13 protein-coding genes are annotated in these 13,813 nt (G+C 63.5%); 1 reads left to right on the top strand and 12 read right to left on the bottom strand.

The window, feature by feature from the left end; all coding sequences use genetic code 11:
* Window positions 1-2: 2 nt before the first annotated feature.
* Genes pcaF through paaA form a run of 10 tightly spaced genes read right to left on the bottom strand, consistent with a single transcriptional unit; the run spans window position 3 to window position 8,347 of the window.
* Window positions 3-1,208: a 3-oxoadipyl-CoA thiolase gene (pcaF, locus tag QMZ29_RS10170; RefSeq protein ID WP_261427154.1), complete on the bottom strand. Its 1,206-nt coding sequence runs from the start codon at window positions 1,206-1,208 to the stop codon at window positions 3-5.
* Window positions 1,205-1,645: a hydroxyphenylacetyl-CoA thioesterase PaaI gene (paaI, locus tag QMZ29_RS10165; protein ID WP_016927190.1), complete on the bottom strand. Its 441-nt coding sequence runs from the start codon at window positions 1,643-1,645 to the stop codon at window positions 1,205-1,207. The genes pcaF and paaI overlap by 4 nt, the downstream gene beginning before the upstream one ends.
* Window positions 1,642-3,174 (bottom strand): 3-hydroxyacyl-CoA dehydrogenase, encoded by a 1,533-nt coding sequence (locus QMZ29_RS10160; protein WP_261427156.1) that lies wholly within the window; start codon window positions 3,172-3,174, stop codon window positions 1,642-1,644. The genes paaI and QMZ29_RS10160 overlap by 4 nt, the downstream gene beginning before the upstream one ends.
* A gap of 2 nt (window positions 3,175-3,176) precedes the next feature.
* Entirely contained in the window at window positions 3,177-3,968 is a 792-nt protein-coding gene (gene paaG, locus QMZ29_RS10155) for a 2-(1,2-epoxy-1,2-dihydrophenyl)acetyl-CoA isomerase PaaG (protein WP_060433466.1), read from the bottom strand.
* A 3-nt stretch (window positions 3,969-3,971) separates the two neighbouring features.
* Window positions 3,972-4,745, bottom strand: a complete 774-nt coding sequence (paaF, locus tag QMZ29_RS10150; RefSeq protein ID WP_060433464.1) for a 2,3-dehydroadipyl-CoA hydratase PaaF — start codon at window positions 4,743-4,745, stop codon at window positions 3,972-3,974.
* An 8-nt stretch (window positions 4,746-4,753) separates the two neighbouring features.
* Window positions 4,754-5,812: a 1,2-phenylacetyl-CoA epoxidase subunit PaaE gene (gene paaE / locus QMZ29_RS10145; RefSeq protein ID WP_060433462.1), complete on the bottom strand. Its 1,059-nt coding sequence runs from the start codon at window positions 5,810-5,812 to the stop codon at window positions 4,754-4,756.
* 13 nt (window positions 5,813-5,825) lie between these two features.
* Entirely contained in the window at window positions 5,826-6,323 is a 498-nt protein-coding gene (gene paaD / locus QMZ29_RS10140; protein ID WP_025303365.1) for a 1,2-phenylacetyl-CoA epoxidase subunit PaaD, read from the bottom strand.
* Window positions 6,324-6,332: 9 nt separating this feature from the next.
* Window positions 6,333-7,091: a 1,2-phenylacetyl-CoA epoxidase subunit PaaC gene (gene paaC / locus QMZ29_RS10135; RefSeq protein WP_025303364.1), complete on the bottom strand. Its 759-nt coding sequence runs from the start codon at window positions 7,089-7,091 to the stop codon at window positions 6,333-6,335.
* Between the two features lie 8 nt (window positions 7,092-7,099).
* Window positions 7,100-7,387 (bottom strand): 1,2-phenylacetyl-CoA epoxidase subunit PaaB, encoded by a 288-nt coding sequence (gene paaB, locus QMZ29_RS10130; protein WP_004935173.1) that lies wholly within the window; start codon window positions 7,385-7,387, stop codon window positions 7,100-7,102.
* 21 nt (window positions 7,388-7,408) lie between these two features.
* Complete coding sequence (gene paaA / locus QMZ29_RS10125; RefSeq protein ID WP_060433458.1) at window positions 7,409-8,347, bottom strand: 1,2-phenylacetyl-CoA epoxidase subunit PaaA; 939 nt, start codon at window positions 8,345-8,347, stop codon at window positions 7,409-7,411.
* A gap of 317 nt (window positions 8,348-8,664) precedes the next feature.
* Here paaA and paaZ point away from each other — a divergent pair, with 317 nt between their 5' ends.
* The gene (gene paaZ, locus QMZ29_RS10120; protein ID WP_261427160.1) at window positions 8,665-10,731 is read left to right on the top strand and encodes a phenylacetic acid degradation bifunctional protein PaaZ; all 2,067 of its coding nucleotides are present in this window, start codon (window positions 8,665-8,667) and stop codon (window positions 10,729-10,731) included.
* A gap of 43 nt (window positions 10,732-10,774) precedes the next feature.
* Here paaZ and kdoO read toward each other — a convergent pair whose 3' ends face one another.
* Entirely contained in the window at window positions 10,775-11,668 is an 894-nt protein-coding gene (kdoO, locus tag QMZ29_RS10115) for a Kdo hydroxylase KdoO (RefSeq protein WP_025303361.1), read from the bottom strand.
* A 479-nt stretch (window positions 11,669-12,147) separates the two neighbouring features.
* Complete coding sequence (locus QMZ29_RS10110) at window positions 12,148-13,701, bottom strand: sensor domain-containing diguanylate cyclase (RefSeq protein WP_261427163.1); 1,554 nt, start codon at window positions 13,699-13,701, stop codon at window positions 12,148-12,150.
* Window positions 13,702-13,813: the final 112 nt, after the last annotated feature.

Below are 13,813 nucleotides of genomic sequence, written 5' to 3'. Positions count from 1 at the left end.
GGTCAGACACGCTCAATGATCATGGCGATGCCTTGGCCTACGCCGATGCACATGGTGCACAGGGCGTAGCGGCCGGCTCGCCGTTCCAGTTCAAACAGGGCGGCTAGCGCCAGGCGCGTGCCGCTCATGCCCAACGGATGCCCCAGAGCGATCGCGCCGCCGTTGGGGTTAACCTGTGGGGCATCGTCCGGCAGGCCAAGCTGGCGCATCACCGCCAACGCCTGGGCGGCGAACGCTTCGTTCAATTCGATGACGTCCATCTGCGCCAGGCTCAGCCCGGCGATCTCCAGCACCTTGCGGGTGGCCGGCAGCGGGCCGATGCCCATCAGCCGCGGCTCTACGCCGCAGGTGGCGGTGGCGACGATGCGCGCCCGCGGCGTCAGCCCCTGGCGCGCCGCCATCGCTTCAGAGGCGACGATCAGCGCCGCCGCGCCGTCGTTCAGGCCCGAGGCGTTGCCGGCGGTGACGCTGCCGGGCTGACGGAACGGGGTTTTCAGCGCCTGCAACTGCTCGAAGGTGGTGTCGGCGCGCGGGTGTTCATCCTGGCTGAACAGGGTGACCGCGCCTTTTTTACCGGTGAGGCTGACCGGCGCTATCTCCTGCGCCAGGTGACCCAGCGCCTGCGCCCGGGCGGCGCGCTGCTGGCTGCGCAGCGCAAAGGCGTCCTGATCGGCGCGGCTGATGTTGAACTGCGCCGCGACGTTTTCGGCGGTCTCCGGCATCGAATCGGTGCCGAACTCGGCCTGCATCCGCGGATTGACGAAGCGCCAGCCGAGGGTAGTGTCGTACAGCTGCGCCTGGCGGCTGAAGGCGCTGTCGGCCTTGCCCATCACCAGCGGCGCACGGGTCATCGATTCCGCGCCGCCCGCCAGCATCAGCCCGGCGTCGCCGGCCTTGATGCTGCGCGCCGCCATCGCCAGCGCATCCAGGCCCGAACCGCACAGGCGGTTCACCGTGGTGCCGGAAACGCCGATCGGCACTCCGGCCAGCAGCAGCGCCATGCGTGCCAGGTTGCGGTTGTCTTCCCCGGCCTGGTTGGCGCAGCCGAGGATCACGTCGTCCAGCTGCGCCCAATCCACCTGCGGATGGCGTTCCAGCAGCACGCGCAGCGGCAGGGCGGCGAGATCGTCAGCGCGCACCTGGGCCAGCGCGCCGCCATAGCGACCGATCGGGGTGCGCACGCCGTCGCAGATAAATGCCTGATTCATGCCTGATCTCCTAAAATACTGTGGCCGAGGCGGTGCGCGCGGCCGCGGAACCAGGCGACGGTTTTGCCCAGTTGGTTAACGATTTCGACGTCGTACAGCCCGGTGGCTTTGCCTTGGTGGCGCACCGCCGCGCTGGCGGTGAGGCGATCGCCGGCCAGTGCCGGGCGGACGAAATCGATGCTGCAGCCGGAGGCCACCGCCGCCAATCCCTGGCTGTTGCAGGCGTAGGCGAAGGCGGTATCCGCCAGGCTGAACAGCTGGCCGCCGTGGCAGGTCTGGTGGCCATTGAGCATCTGCGGGCCGACGGTCATGCTGACCTGTGCGTACCCTGCATCGACGGCGTCGATATGCATCCCCATCGCCTGAGCGCAGGTATCTTGCTGGAACATCTGTTCGGCACAGCGCTGAGCCAGCGCGCGCGGCGTATTGGCGTTCATCGTTCGGCTCCTGAGAAAGAGGCGGGGGAAGCGTAGCGGCGCAGCAGCGACATCGGGCGATAGCGCGCTTCACCGTAATAGCGTTGCAGGTTTTCCAGCGTCGTCAGAATGTGGCGCCAGCCGAGTGCGGCACCCCAGGCCAGCGGGCCGCGCGGATAGTTGACGCCGCGCAGCATCGCCAGATCGGTATCTTCGGCGCCGGCGACGCCTTTGTTCACCACGTCGAGCGCTTCGTTGGCCAGCATGGCCAGAGTGCGCATCGTCAGCAGGCCGGGATAATCCGGCAGTTGAATGACCTGCTTGCCGAGGGACTGCAGCAGGCGAATCGCGTTGGCATTGTGTTGCGCGCCGTTTTGCGCAGCGCAGCTGATGGCGATGGCGGAGGCATGCGCATAGTCGGCACAGAGATCGAACAGCACCACGGGCGTTCCACGTTCGTCGGCCAGTTGGCCGGCGGTTTTACCATTGGTTAACATCATTGTAACGTCGTCGATCGTGAGGTACGGGCTGGTCTGGCCAGGTTGTTTGATCGCCCCCGCATTTTCGATCAACAGTTCCGCCAAATCGGCCAGCGAAGACCAGTCGCCGTGCAGCGTGACGCGTTGCGGCGGCGCGGCCTGCGCCGGCGGCGCAAAGGCGATCATCTCTGCGGCGGGCCGTTGCGCGTCGTAGCGGTAGAAGCCGCGGCCGGATTTGCGGCCGAGGCGCCCGGCGGCCACCAGCTCCTGCTGCACCAGTGAGGGGGTGAAACGCGGATCCTGATAAAAGGCCTGATATACCGATTCGGTCACGGCGTAATTGACGTCCTGGCCGATCAGATCGGTCAACTGCAGCGGGCCCATGGCGAAACCGCCGGCGTCGCGCAATACCGCGTCCAGCGTGGCGGCGTCGGCTACCCGTTCCTCCAGCGCGCGCAGGGTTTCGGCATAGAACGGCCGCGCCACGCGGTTGACGATAAATCCCGGCGTCGAGCGGCACACGACGCTCTGCTTACCCCAGCGCTGCGCCAGGGCCTGCAGCGCGGCGAGGGTCTCGGCGCCGGTCTCCAGACCGCTGACGATCTCCACCAGCTTCATCAGCGGCGCCGGGTTGAAGAAGTGCAGCCCGGCCATGCGTTCCGGGTGTTGCAGTGCCCCGGCGATGGCGGTGATCGACAGCGAAGAGGTATTGCTGGCGAACAGCGTCGTGGGCGAGCAGAGCGCCTCCAGATCGCGGAACAGGCCCTGTTTGATGGCCAGATTTTCCGCCACCGCTTCAATCACCAGCGCGCAGTCGGCCAGCTGCTCGAGGGAGTCGGCGCGTTCGAGGCGCGCCAGCAGCGCTTCGGTGGTCGCGGCGTCGGCCTTGCCGCCGTCTACCCGCTGGCGCAGGCGGCGAGCGAGATCGTCGATCGCGCGCTGGGCGGCGGCGGGCGCGATGTCGAACAGTCGCACCGGATGGCCGGCGGCAGCGGCCACCTGGGCGATGCCGATGCCCATGGTGCCGGCGCCGATCACCGCCACCTGGCCGTTAAGAAGGGGCGCGTTCATGGCTATTTCCCGCTGAAGTTTGGCGTGCGTTTGGCAAAGAACGCGCTGACGCCTTCGCGGTAGTCGTCGCTGCGGCCGCCCAATCGCTGCAGATCGCGCTCCAGATCGAGCTGCTGATCGAGGCTGTTGGTGGCCGAGCTGTAGAGGGCTTTCTTGATCAGTCCCAGGCCGTAGGTCGGCTGGGTGGCCAGATGGCGCGCCAGCGTTTGCGTGCGGTCGACCAGCTCGTCCGCCGGCACCACCTGCCAGATCATGCCCCATTCCAGCGCCTGCTGGGCGCTGATTTTGTCACCCAGCAAGGCCATACCCATCGCGCGGGCGTGGCCGGCCAGCCGCGGCAGGAACCAGCTGCCGCCGGAGTCAGGCACCAACCCCAGACGGCAGAACGACTGAATAAAGCTGGCGTTGTCGGCGGCGATGACGATATCGCACGCCAGAGCCAGCGCGGCGCCGGCACCGGCCGCCACGCCGTTGACCGCGCACACCACCGGCTTCGGCAGGGCGGTCAGGCGACGGATCAGGGGATTGTAGAAACGTTCGACCGACAGGCCGAGATCCGGCGCCTGTTGGTCGGCGCTGACGTTGCGATCGTTGAGATCCTGCCCGGCGCAGAAACCGCGCCCGGCGCCGGCGATCAGCAGGCTGCGCACGCTGTCGTCGCGCTCGGCTTGCGTCAATGCTTCGCTCAGTTGGCGATGCATCTCGTCGTTAAAGCTGTTGAGCCGATCCGGCCGGTTGAGGGTCAGCGTCAACACGCCGGCGTCGAGATGGCTGAGAACCAATGCGTTATCCATAAATCAGCGCCCCTGATAGTTTGGCGTACGTTTTTCGAAAAAGGCGGCGATGCCTTCGCGGCGATCGTCGGTGGCGGCCAGGGTGACAAATTGCTGACGCTCCATCGCCAGCCCCTGGCTAAGGCCGATCTCCTCGGCCTGTTTCAGCGCCTGTTTGGCGGCGCGCAGCGCCAGCGGCGCCTGACGGCTGATGCGATCGGCAATCTGCTGCGTGCGTTCCAGCGTCAGGGCATCGACGCACACTTCGCTGATAAGGCCGGCCTGCAGCGCGGTGCGGGCGTCGATGGGCTCGCCGGTCAGCACCATCTGGCTGGCGCGCGCCTTGCCGACGCAGCGGATCAGGCGCTGGGTGCCCCCGGCGCCCGGCATCAGGCCGAGGGTGATCTCCGGCAGGCCGAAGCGGGCGCTTTCGCCGCCGATGACGATGTCGCAGGCCAGCGCCAGCTCGCAGCCGGCGCCCAGGGCATAACCGTTCACCGCCGCCAGCAGCGGCTTGCTGAACTGGGCCAGACGCTGCCACAGCTGCGGACGGCGATCCGCCAGCGCGGCCGGCAGATCCTGCTGTTGCAGTTCACGCAGATCGGCGCCGGCGGCGAAGAAGCGCGCCGCGCCGGCGATCACTACGGCGCCTACGCCGCTGTCGGCGTCGGCCTGCTCCAGGCGGGCAACCAGCTGTTCCAGGCACGGCGTGCTCAGGGCATTACGCGCCTCCGGGCGGTGCAGCGTCAGCGTGACCACGCGGTGCTGCTGCTGATGCAAAATAAAGGGGGTGTCCATCGCGGCTCCTAGACGTCGAAGTCCAATACCACGCCGTCGCCTTTCGGCCACGACTGGCAGCTCAATACGTAGCCCGCCGCCAGCTGATCCGGCTCCAGGCTGTAGTTGACGCCCATCTCCACCTGGCCGGCCTTCAGACGGCATTTGCAGGTGGCGCAGACGCCGCCTTTGCAGGCGTAGGGCAGGTCGGCGCCCTGGCGCAGCGCGGCGTCGAGAATGCTGTCGTCCTGTTCGCCGACCTCGATATCCAACCGGCGCCCGTCGAGCAGGAGCGCCACCCGGGTAGCGTTGCGATCGCCGCTGTGGCGCGGGCGGGCGACCAGGCCGCTGGTGTTGAAGCGTTCACTGTGGATGTGGTTGGCCGGGACGCCGGCCTGTTCCAGCACGGTTTGCGCGTCGTCCATCATCGATTCCGGCCCGCAGATAAAGGCGTGGTCATAGTCGCGGAAATCCAGCAGCGTGCCGCCGATCGCCGTCAGGCGTTCACGGTCGATGCGGCCGCTGAGCAGCGGGCTGTCGAGGCTCTCCTGGCTGAACAGGTACAGCTGCTGAAAACGCTGCGGGTAGCGGTTTTTCAGATCCGACAGCGCCTCTTTGAACATCATCGAACGGCTGTTGCGGTTGCCGTAGATCAGGGTGAAGCTGCTGCCCGGTTCGAGCAGCAGCGTCGCCTTGATGATCGACAGCATTGGCGTGATGCCGGAGCCGGCGGCGATCGCCAGGTAGTTGCCGTGGCGCTCTGCCTGCGGCTGGTAGCCGAAGCGCCCCTGCGGCACCATCACCTCCAGTGCGTCGCCGACTTTCAGCATGCGGTTGACGAAGCCGGAGAAACGGCCCTGATCAATCGCTTTTACGCCGATCTGCAGCAGGCCTTCCTGCGGCGAACTGCAGATGGAGTAGCAACGCCGCAGTTCTTCGCCGTTGACTAGCGCCTTGAGCGTCAGGTGCTGGCCGGGGGTATAGCGGTATTGGTTTTGCAGCTCTTCAGGCACCCGCAGGGTGATGGCTACGGCGTCAGGCGTTTCGCGCTCGATGGCGGCGACGCTCAGGCGATGAAAGACCGTCATGGTGTCAGCGCTCCTATATGCATTTGAAATAGTCGAACGGTTCCCGGCAGTCGCAGCAGCGGTACAGCGCTTTACAGGCGGTGGATCCGAACTCGCTGATCTTCTCGCTGTGGGTGCTGCCGCAGCGCGGGCAGGCGACCGGGCCGTGGGCATGCGGCCGATCGCAGGTGTGGCCCTGCGGGGGCGCTACGCCGTATTGCCGCAGCCGCTCGCGGGCGTCGGCGTTCATCCAGTCGGTGGTCCAGGCCGGGCTGAGGCGAATGTCCACCTGCACCGGGCTGAAACCGGCGGCCGCCAGCCGCTGCTCGATAGCGTTGAGCAAAAATTCGGTGGCCGGGCAGCCGGAATAGGTTGGGGTGAAGGTCACGCGCCAGCCGCTGCCGTCGCGTACCACGTCGCGCACCATGCCCAAATCGGTGATCGACAGCACCGGCAGCTCGGGATCGCTGATCTGCTGCAGGCAGTGCCAAATCTGCGGGATTTCGGCGGGTTGCAAACGAGTGACGTTCATCGCGGCCTCCTACCACTGACTGTTTGGGTAGGCGCGCTGCAGGAACTGCATCTCCGCCAGCAACGGGCCGAGGTGTTCGCTGTGCTGACCTTGCTTGCCGCCGTGACGGAACGCCTGCTCGGCGGGCAGCGCCAGCGTCGCCTGCCGCAGCGTCTCTTCCACCTGCGCTAGCCAGGGGGCCTGCAGCGTGCGCGGATCGACGGCGATGCCTTGTTCCGCCAACGCCAGTTCCAACGCGTCGGCGTGGAACAGCTCGGCGGTAAAGCGCCACAGGTTATCCAGCGACTGTTGGATCTTGCGGTGGCTGATGTCGTTGCCGTCACCGAGGCGGATCATCCAGCCGTGGCTGAAGCGCAGGTGATAATCGGCCTCCTTCAACGATTTGGCGGCGATGGCGGCGATCTGCGCATCGCGGCTGCGGCTCAGCGCCTGGTGCAGCTGTACGTGGTAGGCATCGAGCAGGAACTGACGCACCAGCGTGTCGTTGAAACCGCCGTTCGGCTGTTCCGCCAGCAACAGGTTATGAAACTGGCGTTCGTCGCGGCCGAAGGCCAGGCTGTCTTCGCTGCAGGGCGGGCCGGCCAGTTCGGCGGCGTAGCCCAGGAAGTGGCGCGCCTGGCCGAGCAGATCGAGACCGATGTTGGCCAACGCCAGATCGATTTCCAGTTCGGGCGCGTGGCCGCACCAGGCGCACAGACGCTGGGCGAGGATCAGAGGCGTGTCGCCCTGGCGGAGCAAATAGCTGATGCGCGGATCGTTAACCGTCATGGTCGCCTCTACATGTTCTTGATGCCGTCGGGGATGGTGTAAAACGTCGGATGACGGTAGATCTTGTCTTCGGACGGATCGAAGAACGCGCCGCGATCTTCCGGCTGCGAGGCGATCAGATGGCGCGATTGCACCACCCAGATCGAACAGCCTTCGTTGCGGCGCGTGTAGGCGTCGCGGGCGTTTTCCAGCGCCATTTGGTCGTCGGCGGCGTGCAGGCTGCCGACGTGGCGATGCGCCAACCCTTGTTTGCTGCGGATAAACACTTCATACAGCGGCCATTCAACGTGGCTCATGATCTCGGTTCCTTATGTTGGCTATGCGGCGGAAGCGGCGTTTTTCGCGGCGTGGGCCATGGCGCCGTCGCGCACCCAGGCGCCGTCTTCCCAGGCGCGGCGTTTGGCCTGCAGACGTTCGTGGTTGCATTGGCCGCGTCCTTTGATCACTTCATGCAGTTCGCTCCAGTCGATCTCGCCGAAGCGATAGTGGCCGGCGGCCTCGTCCCAGGTAAGACTCGGGTCTGGCGCCGTCATGCCCAGCGCCTCAAGCTGCGGCACGGTGTTGTCGACGAATTTCTGCCGCAGCTCATCGTTGCTGTGGCGTTTGATTTTCCACGCCATGCTCTGGGCGCTGTGAGGGGAGTCGGCGTCGCTCGGGCCGAACATCATCAGCACCGGCCACCAGAAGCGATCGATGGCGTCTTGCAACATCGCGCGCTGCGCATCGCTGCCGTGGGCCATCGCCATCACCGCCTCGTAGCCCTGGCGCTGGTGGAAGCTTTCTTCTTTGCAGATTTTCACCATCGCCCGCGCATAGGGGCCGTAGGAGGCGCGGCACAGCGCTACCTGGTTGACGATGGCGGCGCCGTCGACCAGCCAGCCGATCACGCCGATATCCGCCCAGTTGAGCGTGGGGTAATTGAAGATGGAGGAATACTTCATCTTGCCGTCGAGCATCTTTTGGTAGATGTCCTGGCGCGAACAGCCGAGGGTCTCGGCGGCGCTGTAGAGGTACAGACCGTGGCCGGCCTCATCTTGCACTTTGGCCAGCAGCACCGCCTTGCGGCGCAGCGTGGGGGCGCGCGTCAGCCAGTTGGCTTCCGGCAGCATGCCGATGACTTCCGAGTGGGCGTGTTGGCCGATCTGCCGAATCAGGTTCTGACGGTAGGCGTCCGGCATCCAGTCTTTGGCCTCAATGGCGATATCCGCCGCGATCTTGTCGTCGAAATGCTGCTGATATTGTGCGTCAGTTGTCATGCTCGCCTCTTGGTGATTCGTATTTTTCACATTAAACATAAAAATGTGAATCACTTTAACTAACCATAAGGCTACAAACTGATAACAAAAAGATCAAACGAGATTCATGTGGTTTTGCGAGCTCACTCACAAGGTTTTTTGTTATTTTATTGATTTAATTTGATAAATAAAACCATCAATTCCGTATTAATGACAGGGTAAGCGGCTTGAAAACGGGTTTTGTTCTGTTTTTGTTAAAATTTGATTTGGCGCTGACTGGCATTTATGTGATACGTAATTAAGCTGTAGGGTGAAAATTTATGAATTTTGGAGGGCACATGCAGCAGTTACACAGTTATCTATCTGGCGCCTGGGTGTATGGGCAGGGAGAGGGCCGCGAGATCCGTCACGCCGTGACCGGCGAAGCGCTGTACCAGGTCTGCTCCGACGGCCTGCCGTTAGCGGCGAGCCTGAACTATGCCCGCAGCCACGGCGGCCCGGCGCTGGCGAACATGACATTCCAGCAGCGCGCCCAGATGCTGAAAGCGGTGGCGAAACACCTGCTGGCGCATAAAGAGGCGCTGTATCAGATTTCCTATCAAACCGGTGCGACGCGCAGCGACGGCTGGGTCGATATCGAAGGCGGCATCGCCACGCTGTTCGCCTATGCCGGCATGGCCGGCCGCGATCTGCCGGATGATACGCTGTGGCCGGAAGACGAGTTGATCCCGCTGTCGAAACAGGCGCAGTTCGCCGCCCGCCACGTGCTCACTTCGCGCCCTGGCGTGGCGCTGCACATCAACGCCTTCAACTTCCCGTGCTGGGGCATGCTGGAAAAACTGGCGCCGACCTGGCTGGCGGGCATGCCGGCCATCATCAAGCCGGCCACCGCTACTGCGCAGCTGACGCAGGCGATGGTCAGGCTGATCGTCGACAGTGGGCTGGTGCCGGAAGGGGCGCTGCAGTTGGTTTGCGGCGGCGTCGGCGACATGTTTGCGCACCTGGATTATCAGGATGCGGTGACTTTCACCGGCTCGGCGCAGACCGGGCAGCGGCTGCGTGCGCATCCGCGCCTGCTGGAAAAATCGATCGCCTTCACCATGGAGGCGGATTCGCTCAACTGCTGCGTGTTGGCGGAGGACGTGACGCCGGAGATGCCGGAGTTTGCGCTGTTCATCAAAGAAGTGTGCCGTGAAATGACCGCCAAGGCGGGGCAGAAATGTACTGCGATCCGCCGCATCATCGTGCCGGCGGCGCAGGTGACGGCGGTGCGTCAGGCCTTGTTGCAGCGCCTGGCGGGGGTGACGGTGGGCGACCCGCAGCTGGAGCCGGTGCGCATGGGGGCGTTGGTCAGCCACGAGCAGCGTGAGGATGTGCAAAGCAAGGTAGAGTTCCTGCTGCGCAATGGTTGCGAACCGCTCTGTGGCGCGGCGCTGGATAAGCTGGAGATCCTGGGCGACGGCGCGCGCGGTGGGGCGTTTTATCCACCGACCCTGCTGTATTGCGCCGATCCGTTCACCCATCAGGCGGTGCACGGCACCGAGGCCTTTGGGCCGGTGGCAACGCTGATGCCGTATGCGGATACCGAGCAGGCGATCGCATTGGCGTTGCTGGGGCAGGGCAGCCTGGCGGGATCGCTGGTGACCGCCGATCCGGCGTTGGCCAAGCGCTTCATTCGCGCGGCGGCCTGCGCCCACGGCCGAATGCTGATTTTGGATGAACAGGCGGCGGCGGAGTCCACCGGCCACGGTTCGCCACTGCCGATGCTGGTACACGGCGGCCCGGGGCGCGCCGGTGGCGGGGAAGAGCTGGGCGGACTGCGTGCGGTGAAGCACTATATGCAGCGCACGGCGATCCAGGGCAGCCCGGCGATGCTGGCGGCCATCGGCGGTGAATGGGTGCGCGGCGCGCCGGTCGCCGAGCATCCGGTACATCCGTTCCGTAAATACTTCGAGCAGCTGCAGCTGGGCGACAGCCTGTTGACCGCGCGCCGCACCGTGACCGAAGCGGATATCGTCAACTTCGCCTGCCTGAGCGGCGATCATTTCTACGCGCACATGGACAAGATCGGCGCCGCCGATTCCCTGTTCGGCGAGCGAGTGGCGCACGGTTACTTTGTGGTGTCCGCCGCGGCCGGGCTGTTTGTCGATGCCGCCGTCGGGCCGGTGATCGCCAACTACGGCATGGAGAATCTGCGCTTTATCGAACCGGTGAAGATCGGCGATACCATTCAGGTGCGGCTGACCTGCAAGAAGAAAATCCGCAAGCCGCAAAAAACCGCCGAGGATCGGCCGCACGGCGTGGTGGTGTGGGATGTGCAGGTGTTGAATCAGGAACAGCAGCCGGTGGCGCTGTACAGCATCCTGACGCTGGTGGCGCGCCAGCAGGGGGACTTCGAGGCGTAATACGCGTTTGCCGCCGCCGGCAGGCCCGGCGGCGGCAATCTATTCAGATCAGCGGCTGACCGCGCAGCTGTTCCAGCACTTTCAGCGGCGAGCGCTGCGGATCCTGCATCTTGTTCACCGGCAACAGGAAGGTCTGTTCCAGCATAAACTGGCCGCCCATCGCGGCGTGCGGCGTTTGATCCGAGAAACAAATCCAGCTGCTGCCCGGCGGAAACGCCAGCGCCAGCTGCGGCCCCTGCTGCTGATAATCGCCGTCGGCCTTCATGGCGTCGTGCAACTGCAGCATCAGGTGGTCATAATGGCTGCGGCGGGTCTTGGTGATGCGCACCTGATGCTGCAGCCAGCTGCTGAGGGCGGAGTAGCGTGCGAGGCGCGGCATAAAGCGTGCCGCCAGCTCAGGGAACGGTTCACCGACACGCCATTGGCGGTGCTCGCCGTGCGGGTTGATGTTGGTAAAAATGCGCAGAATGCGTTCGCCGTAGTTCGGGCGCGACGGGAAAGCGTCAACGTGCAGGCGGCTGTCGTCTTTGCGCCAGGAACTGGTCGCCCGCCAGGCGGAAACCGGGTGCAAACGCAGGCTGCCGGTCGGATGGTGCAGCGCCTCCTGATACTCGGGCAACAGCCCGGCGATCAGCTGGCGGCACGACTGGTAATAGCGCTCCAGCAGTTGCTGAACCTGCTGCCGGCGTTCCGCGACGGCGACGCCGGTCAGCTTGCCGGACAGCGGCTGATAGCTGATGTTTTTGCGCTTCGGATCGACCAACGTCGGATCCAGCAGTGGCATTTCCTGTTCAGACAGGGTGAAGGCCAGCTCGGGCAGAAACAGTACCTTGCCCTGTTCCAGTTCGCTGACCGCGCTGGATGCTTCCGCTGCCGCCCATTGTCGCAACGGCAGCGTCAGGACGGCCTGTTCACGCATAATATCGCCAGTAGGCATGAGATCTCCTCGCAAATCTATATCGCTTTATTCCCGTCTTTCAGGTTGCCGCGTGATTGGCTGCACTGGCTTGCGCAGTGGCTGGCTGGAGCGGCGTCAGCAGGCCGCTCAATTGCAACGTGAAATTTGTGGGTTCTATTATGGATGTATCAGCAGGGCGCAGTGCGCCGAAGCGTGCGATGGCTTCCTGATAGAGAGAATATTCCCGATAAGGATATCACCGGCAATACCAATGAAAAGTAAACGAGGGCTAAACGGGGCTGCGCGTAGGCACGAATAATCAAAAATGGCACGAATTGTCTGCGGAATGGTGTATTTTTTATCTTATTGAATTGTAATGGAAATAAATATGCTGCTTATTTATTGGCGTTATTTCATTCAAATAGCAGGGCAAACCGGGGAAATAATGTTGCGGAGTGGAATTATTTCATCTTGTCGGGAATAAATCGGGCCGCCAAATTTGGAGACCCGATTATTGATTAAGCACCGTAAATGCAGTTTTTGCCTTTTTTCTTGGCCTGATACAGCGCGCTGTCCGCCTCATTGATAAAGCTGATCGGCGTATCGTTATACATATGTGGCACTTTGGCGCAGATGCCGATGCTGATGGTGACGATGCCGTGCGGGTTGCCCTGATGCGGGATCTTCAGATCGCGTACCGCCTGGATGACGCGTTCGGCGAAAATCAGTGCGCCCTGAATGTCGGTATCCGGCAGGATAATCCCCATCTCTTCGCCGCCGTAGCGCGCTAAAACGTCGTTGCTGCGGCACGCCAACCCTTTGAGCGTTTGGCCGATCTGCTGCAGGCACTGGTCCCCGGCGACGTGGCCATAGCTGTCGTTGTACTGTTTGAAATAGTCGATATCCAGCATCAGCAGCGCCACGCTGCGGTAGTTGCGCGAAGCCCGCGCCAGCTCGTTCTTCAGCGCGATATCAAACTGGCGGCGGTTGGCCAGCCCGGTCAGGCCGTCCAGCAGCGCCAGTTCTTCGAGCATCTGGTTGATGCTGGTCAGCTGATCGCGGGTGCGCATCAGCTCGGCTTCGGTTTGCATGCTGTGCTTGATTTGCCGCAGCAGCACCATGCCCATCGCCAACAGGATCATCAGGAGCGAGAGGCCACCGGCGGCGAACAGCCCGGCGTCGGTGCGCCAGTCCGCTAGCGCGTCGCGTTTCGATAGCCCGGCGGCGATCACCAGCGGAAAGCGGTTGACCCGCGAATAGCCGTAGATGCGCTCCACTTTGTCGTACAGCGAGGTGATGGTGGCGTTGCCGAATTCCGAATGCGGCAAAATTTCGCTGAACAGCACGCCCTTGGCGATGTTTTTACCGATCGACGCCGCCGAGTAGGGGCGGCGGTAAAGGATGGTGCCGTCCGCCAGCAGCAGGTTCAGCGAGGCGTCAGTGTTGAGGGCGAAGCTGTCGTAAAACTGGCGGAAATAATCGACGTACAGCGTCGCCAGCACCACGCCGCCAAAGCTGCCGTCCGGGTTGTTGAAGCGCCGCGACACGGGAATGATCAGATCGCCGGTGGTGCGGCTGCGGATCACCTTGCCGATGTACAGACCGCCGCCATCGCGGTTTTGATGGTATTTGAAGTAATCGCGATCGGCGTTGTTGGCGTTCTTGATGAACTTGCCCGAGGAGGTCGCCAGCCAGCGGCCGCGCGCATCGTAGATGAACAGCCCATGCAGCTGCGGCAGATAGCCGACCTGCGTTTGCATTACCCGCTGCAGCCGCGTCAGCTGCGATGGACCCAGCCCGTCGGTCTGGAGACGTTCGGTCAGATCGAGCAGATTGCCGTCCACCTGCATGAAAGTATCGTCGGCATGCTGCGCCAGCGAACGGGCGAGGTTGGCGGATTCATGCTCGGCGCTGCGCAGATCGCGCTGGTGCGCGTTCCAGATTTGCCAGCTGTTAAAGAGGATCAGCGTGGCGGCAACGATGATGACAAACACGCCGGCCTGAAATAATAATGGGGAGCTTTTAACGCTGCGCGGCGGCACGGCATCCTGTATGGGTTGCTGCTGAGTCATGTCACCCTTGTTGTTTGATTACTATTTAGTTCGAGTTAAGAGCAATCTTATATTTTATGCATAAACGCGCCAGACCTCTAGCCCTTAACGAGGCGATAAGGCGAAGGGCGAT

The organism is Serratia sp. PF-27, from assembly GCF_030053255.1.
Taxonomy (GTDB): domain Bacteria; phylum Pseudomonadota; class Gammaproteobacteria; order Enterobacterales; family Enterobacteriaceae; genus Serratia; species Serratia bockelmannii.
The sequence above is the reverse complement of the archived record's forward strand: the minus strand, read 5'-3'. Positions and strand labels throughout refer to the sequence as shown.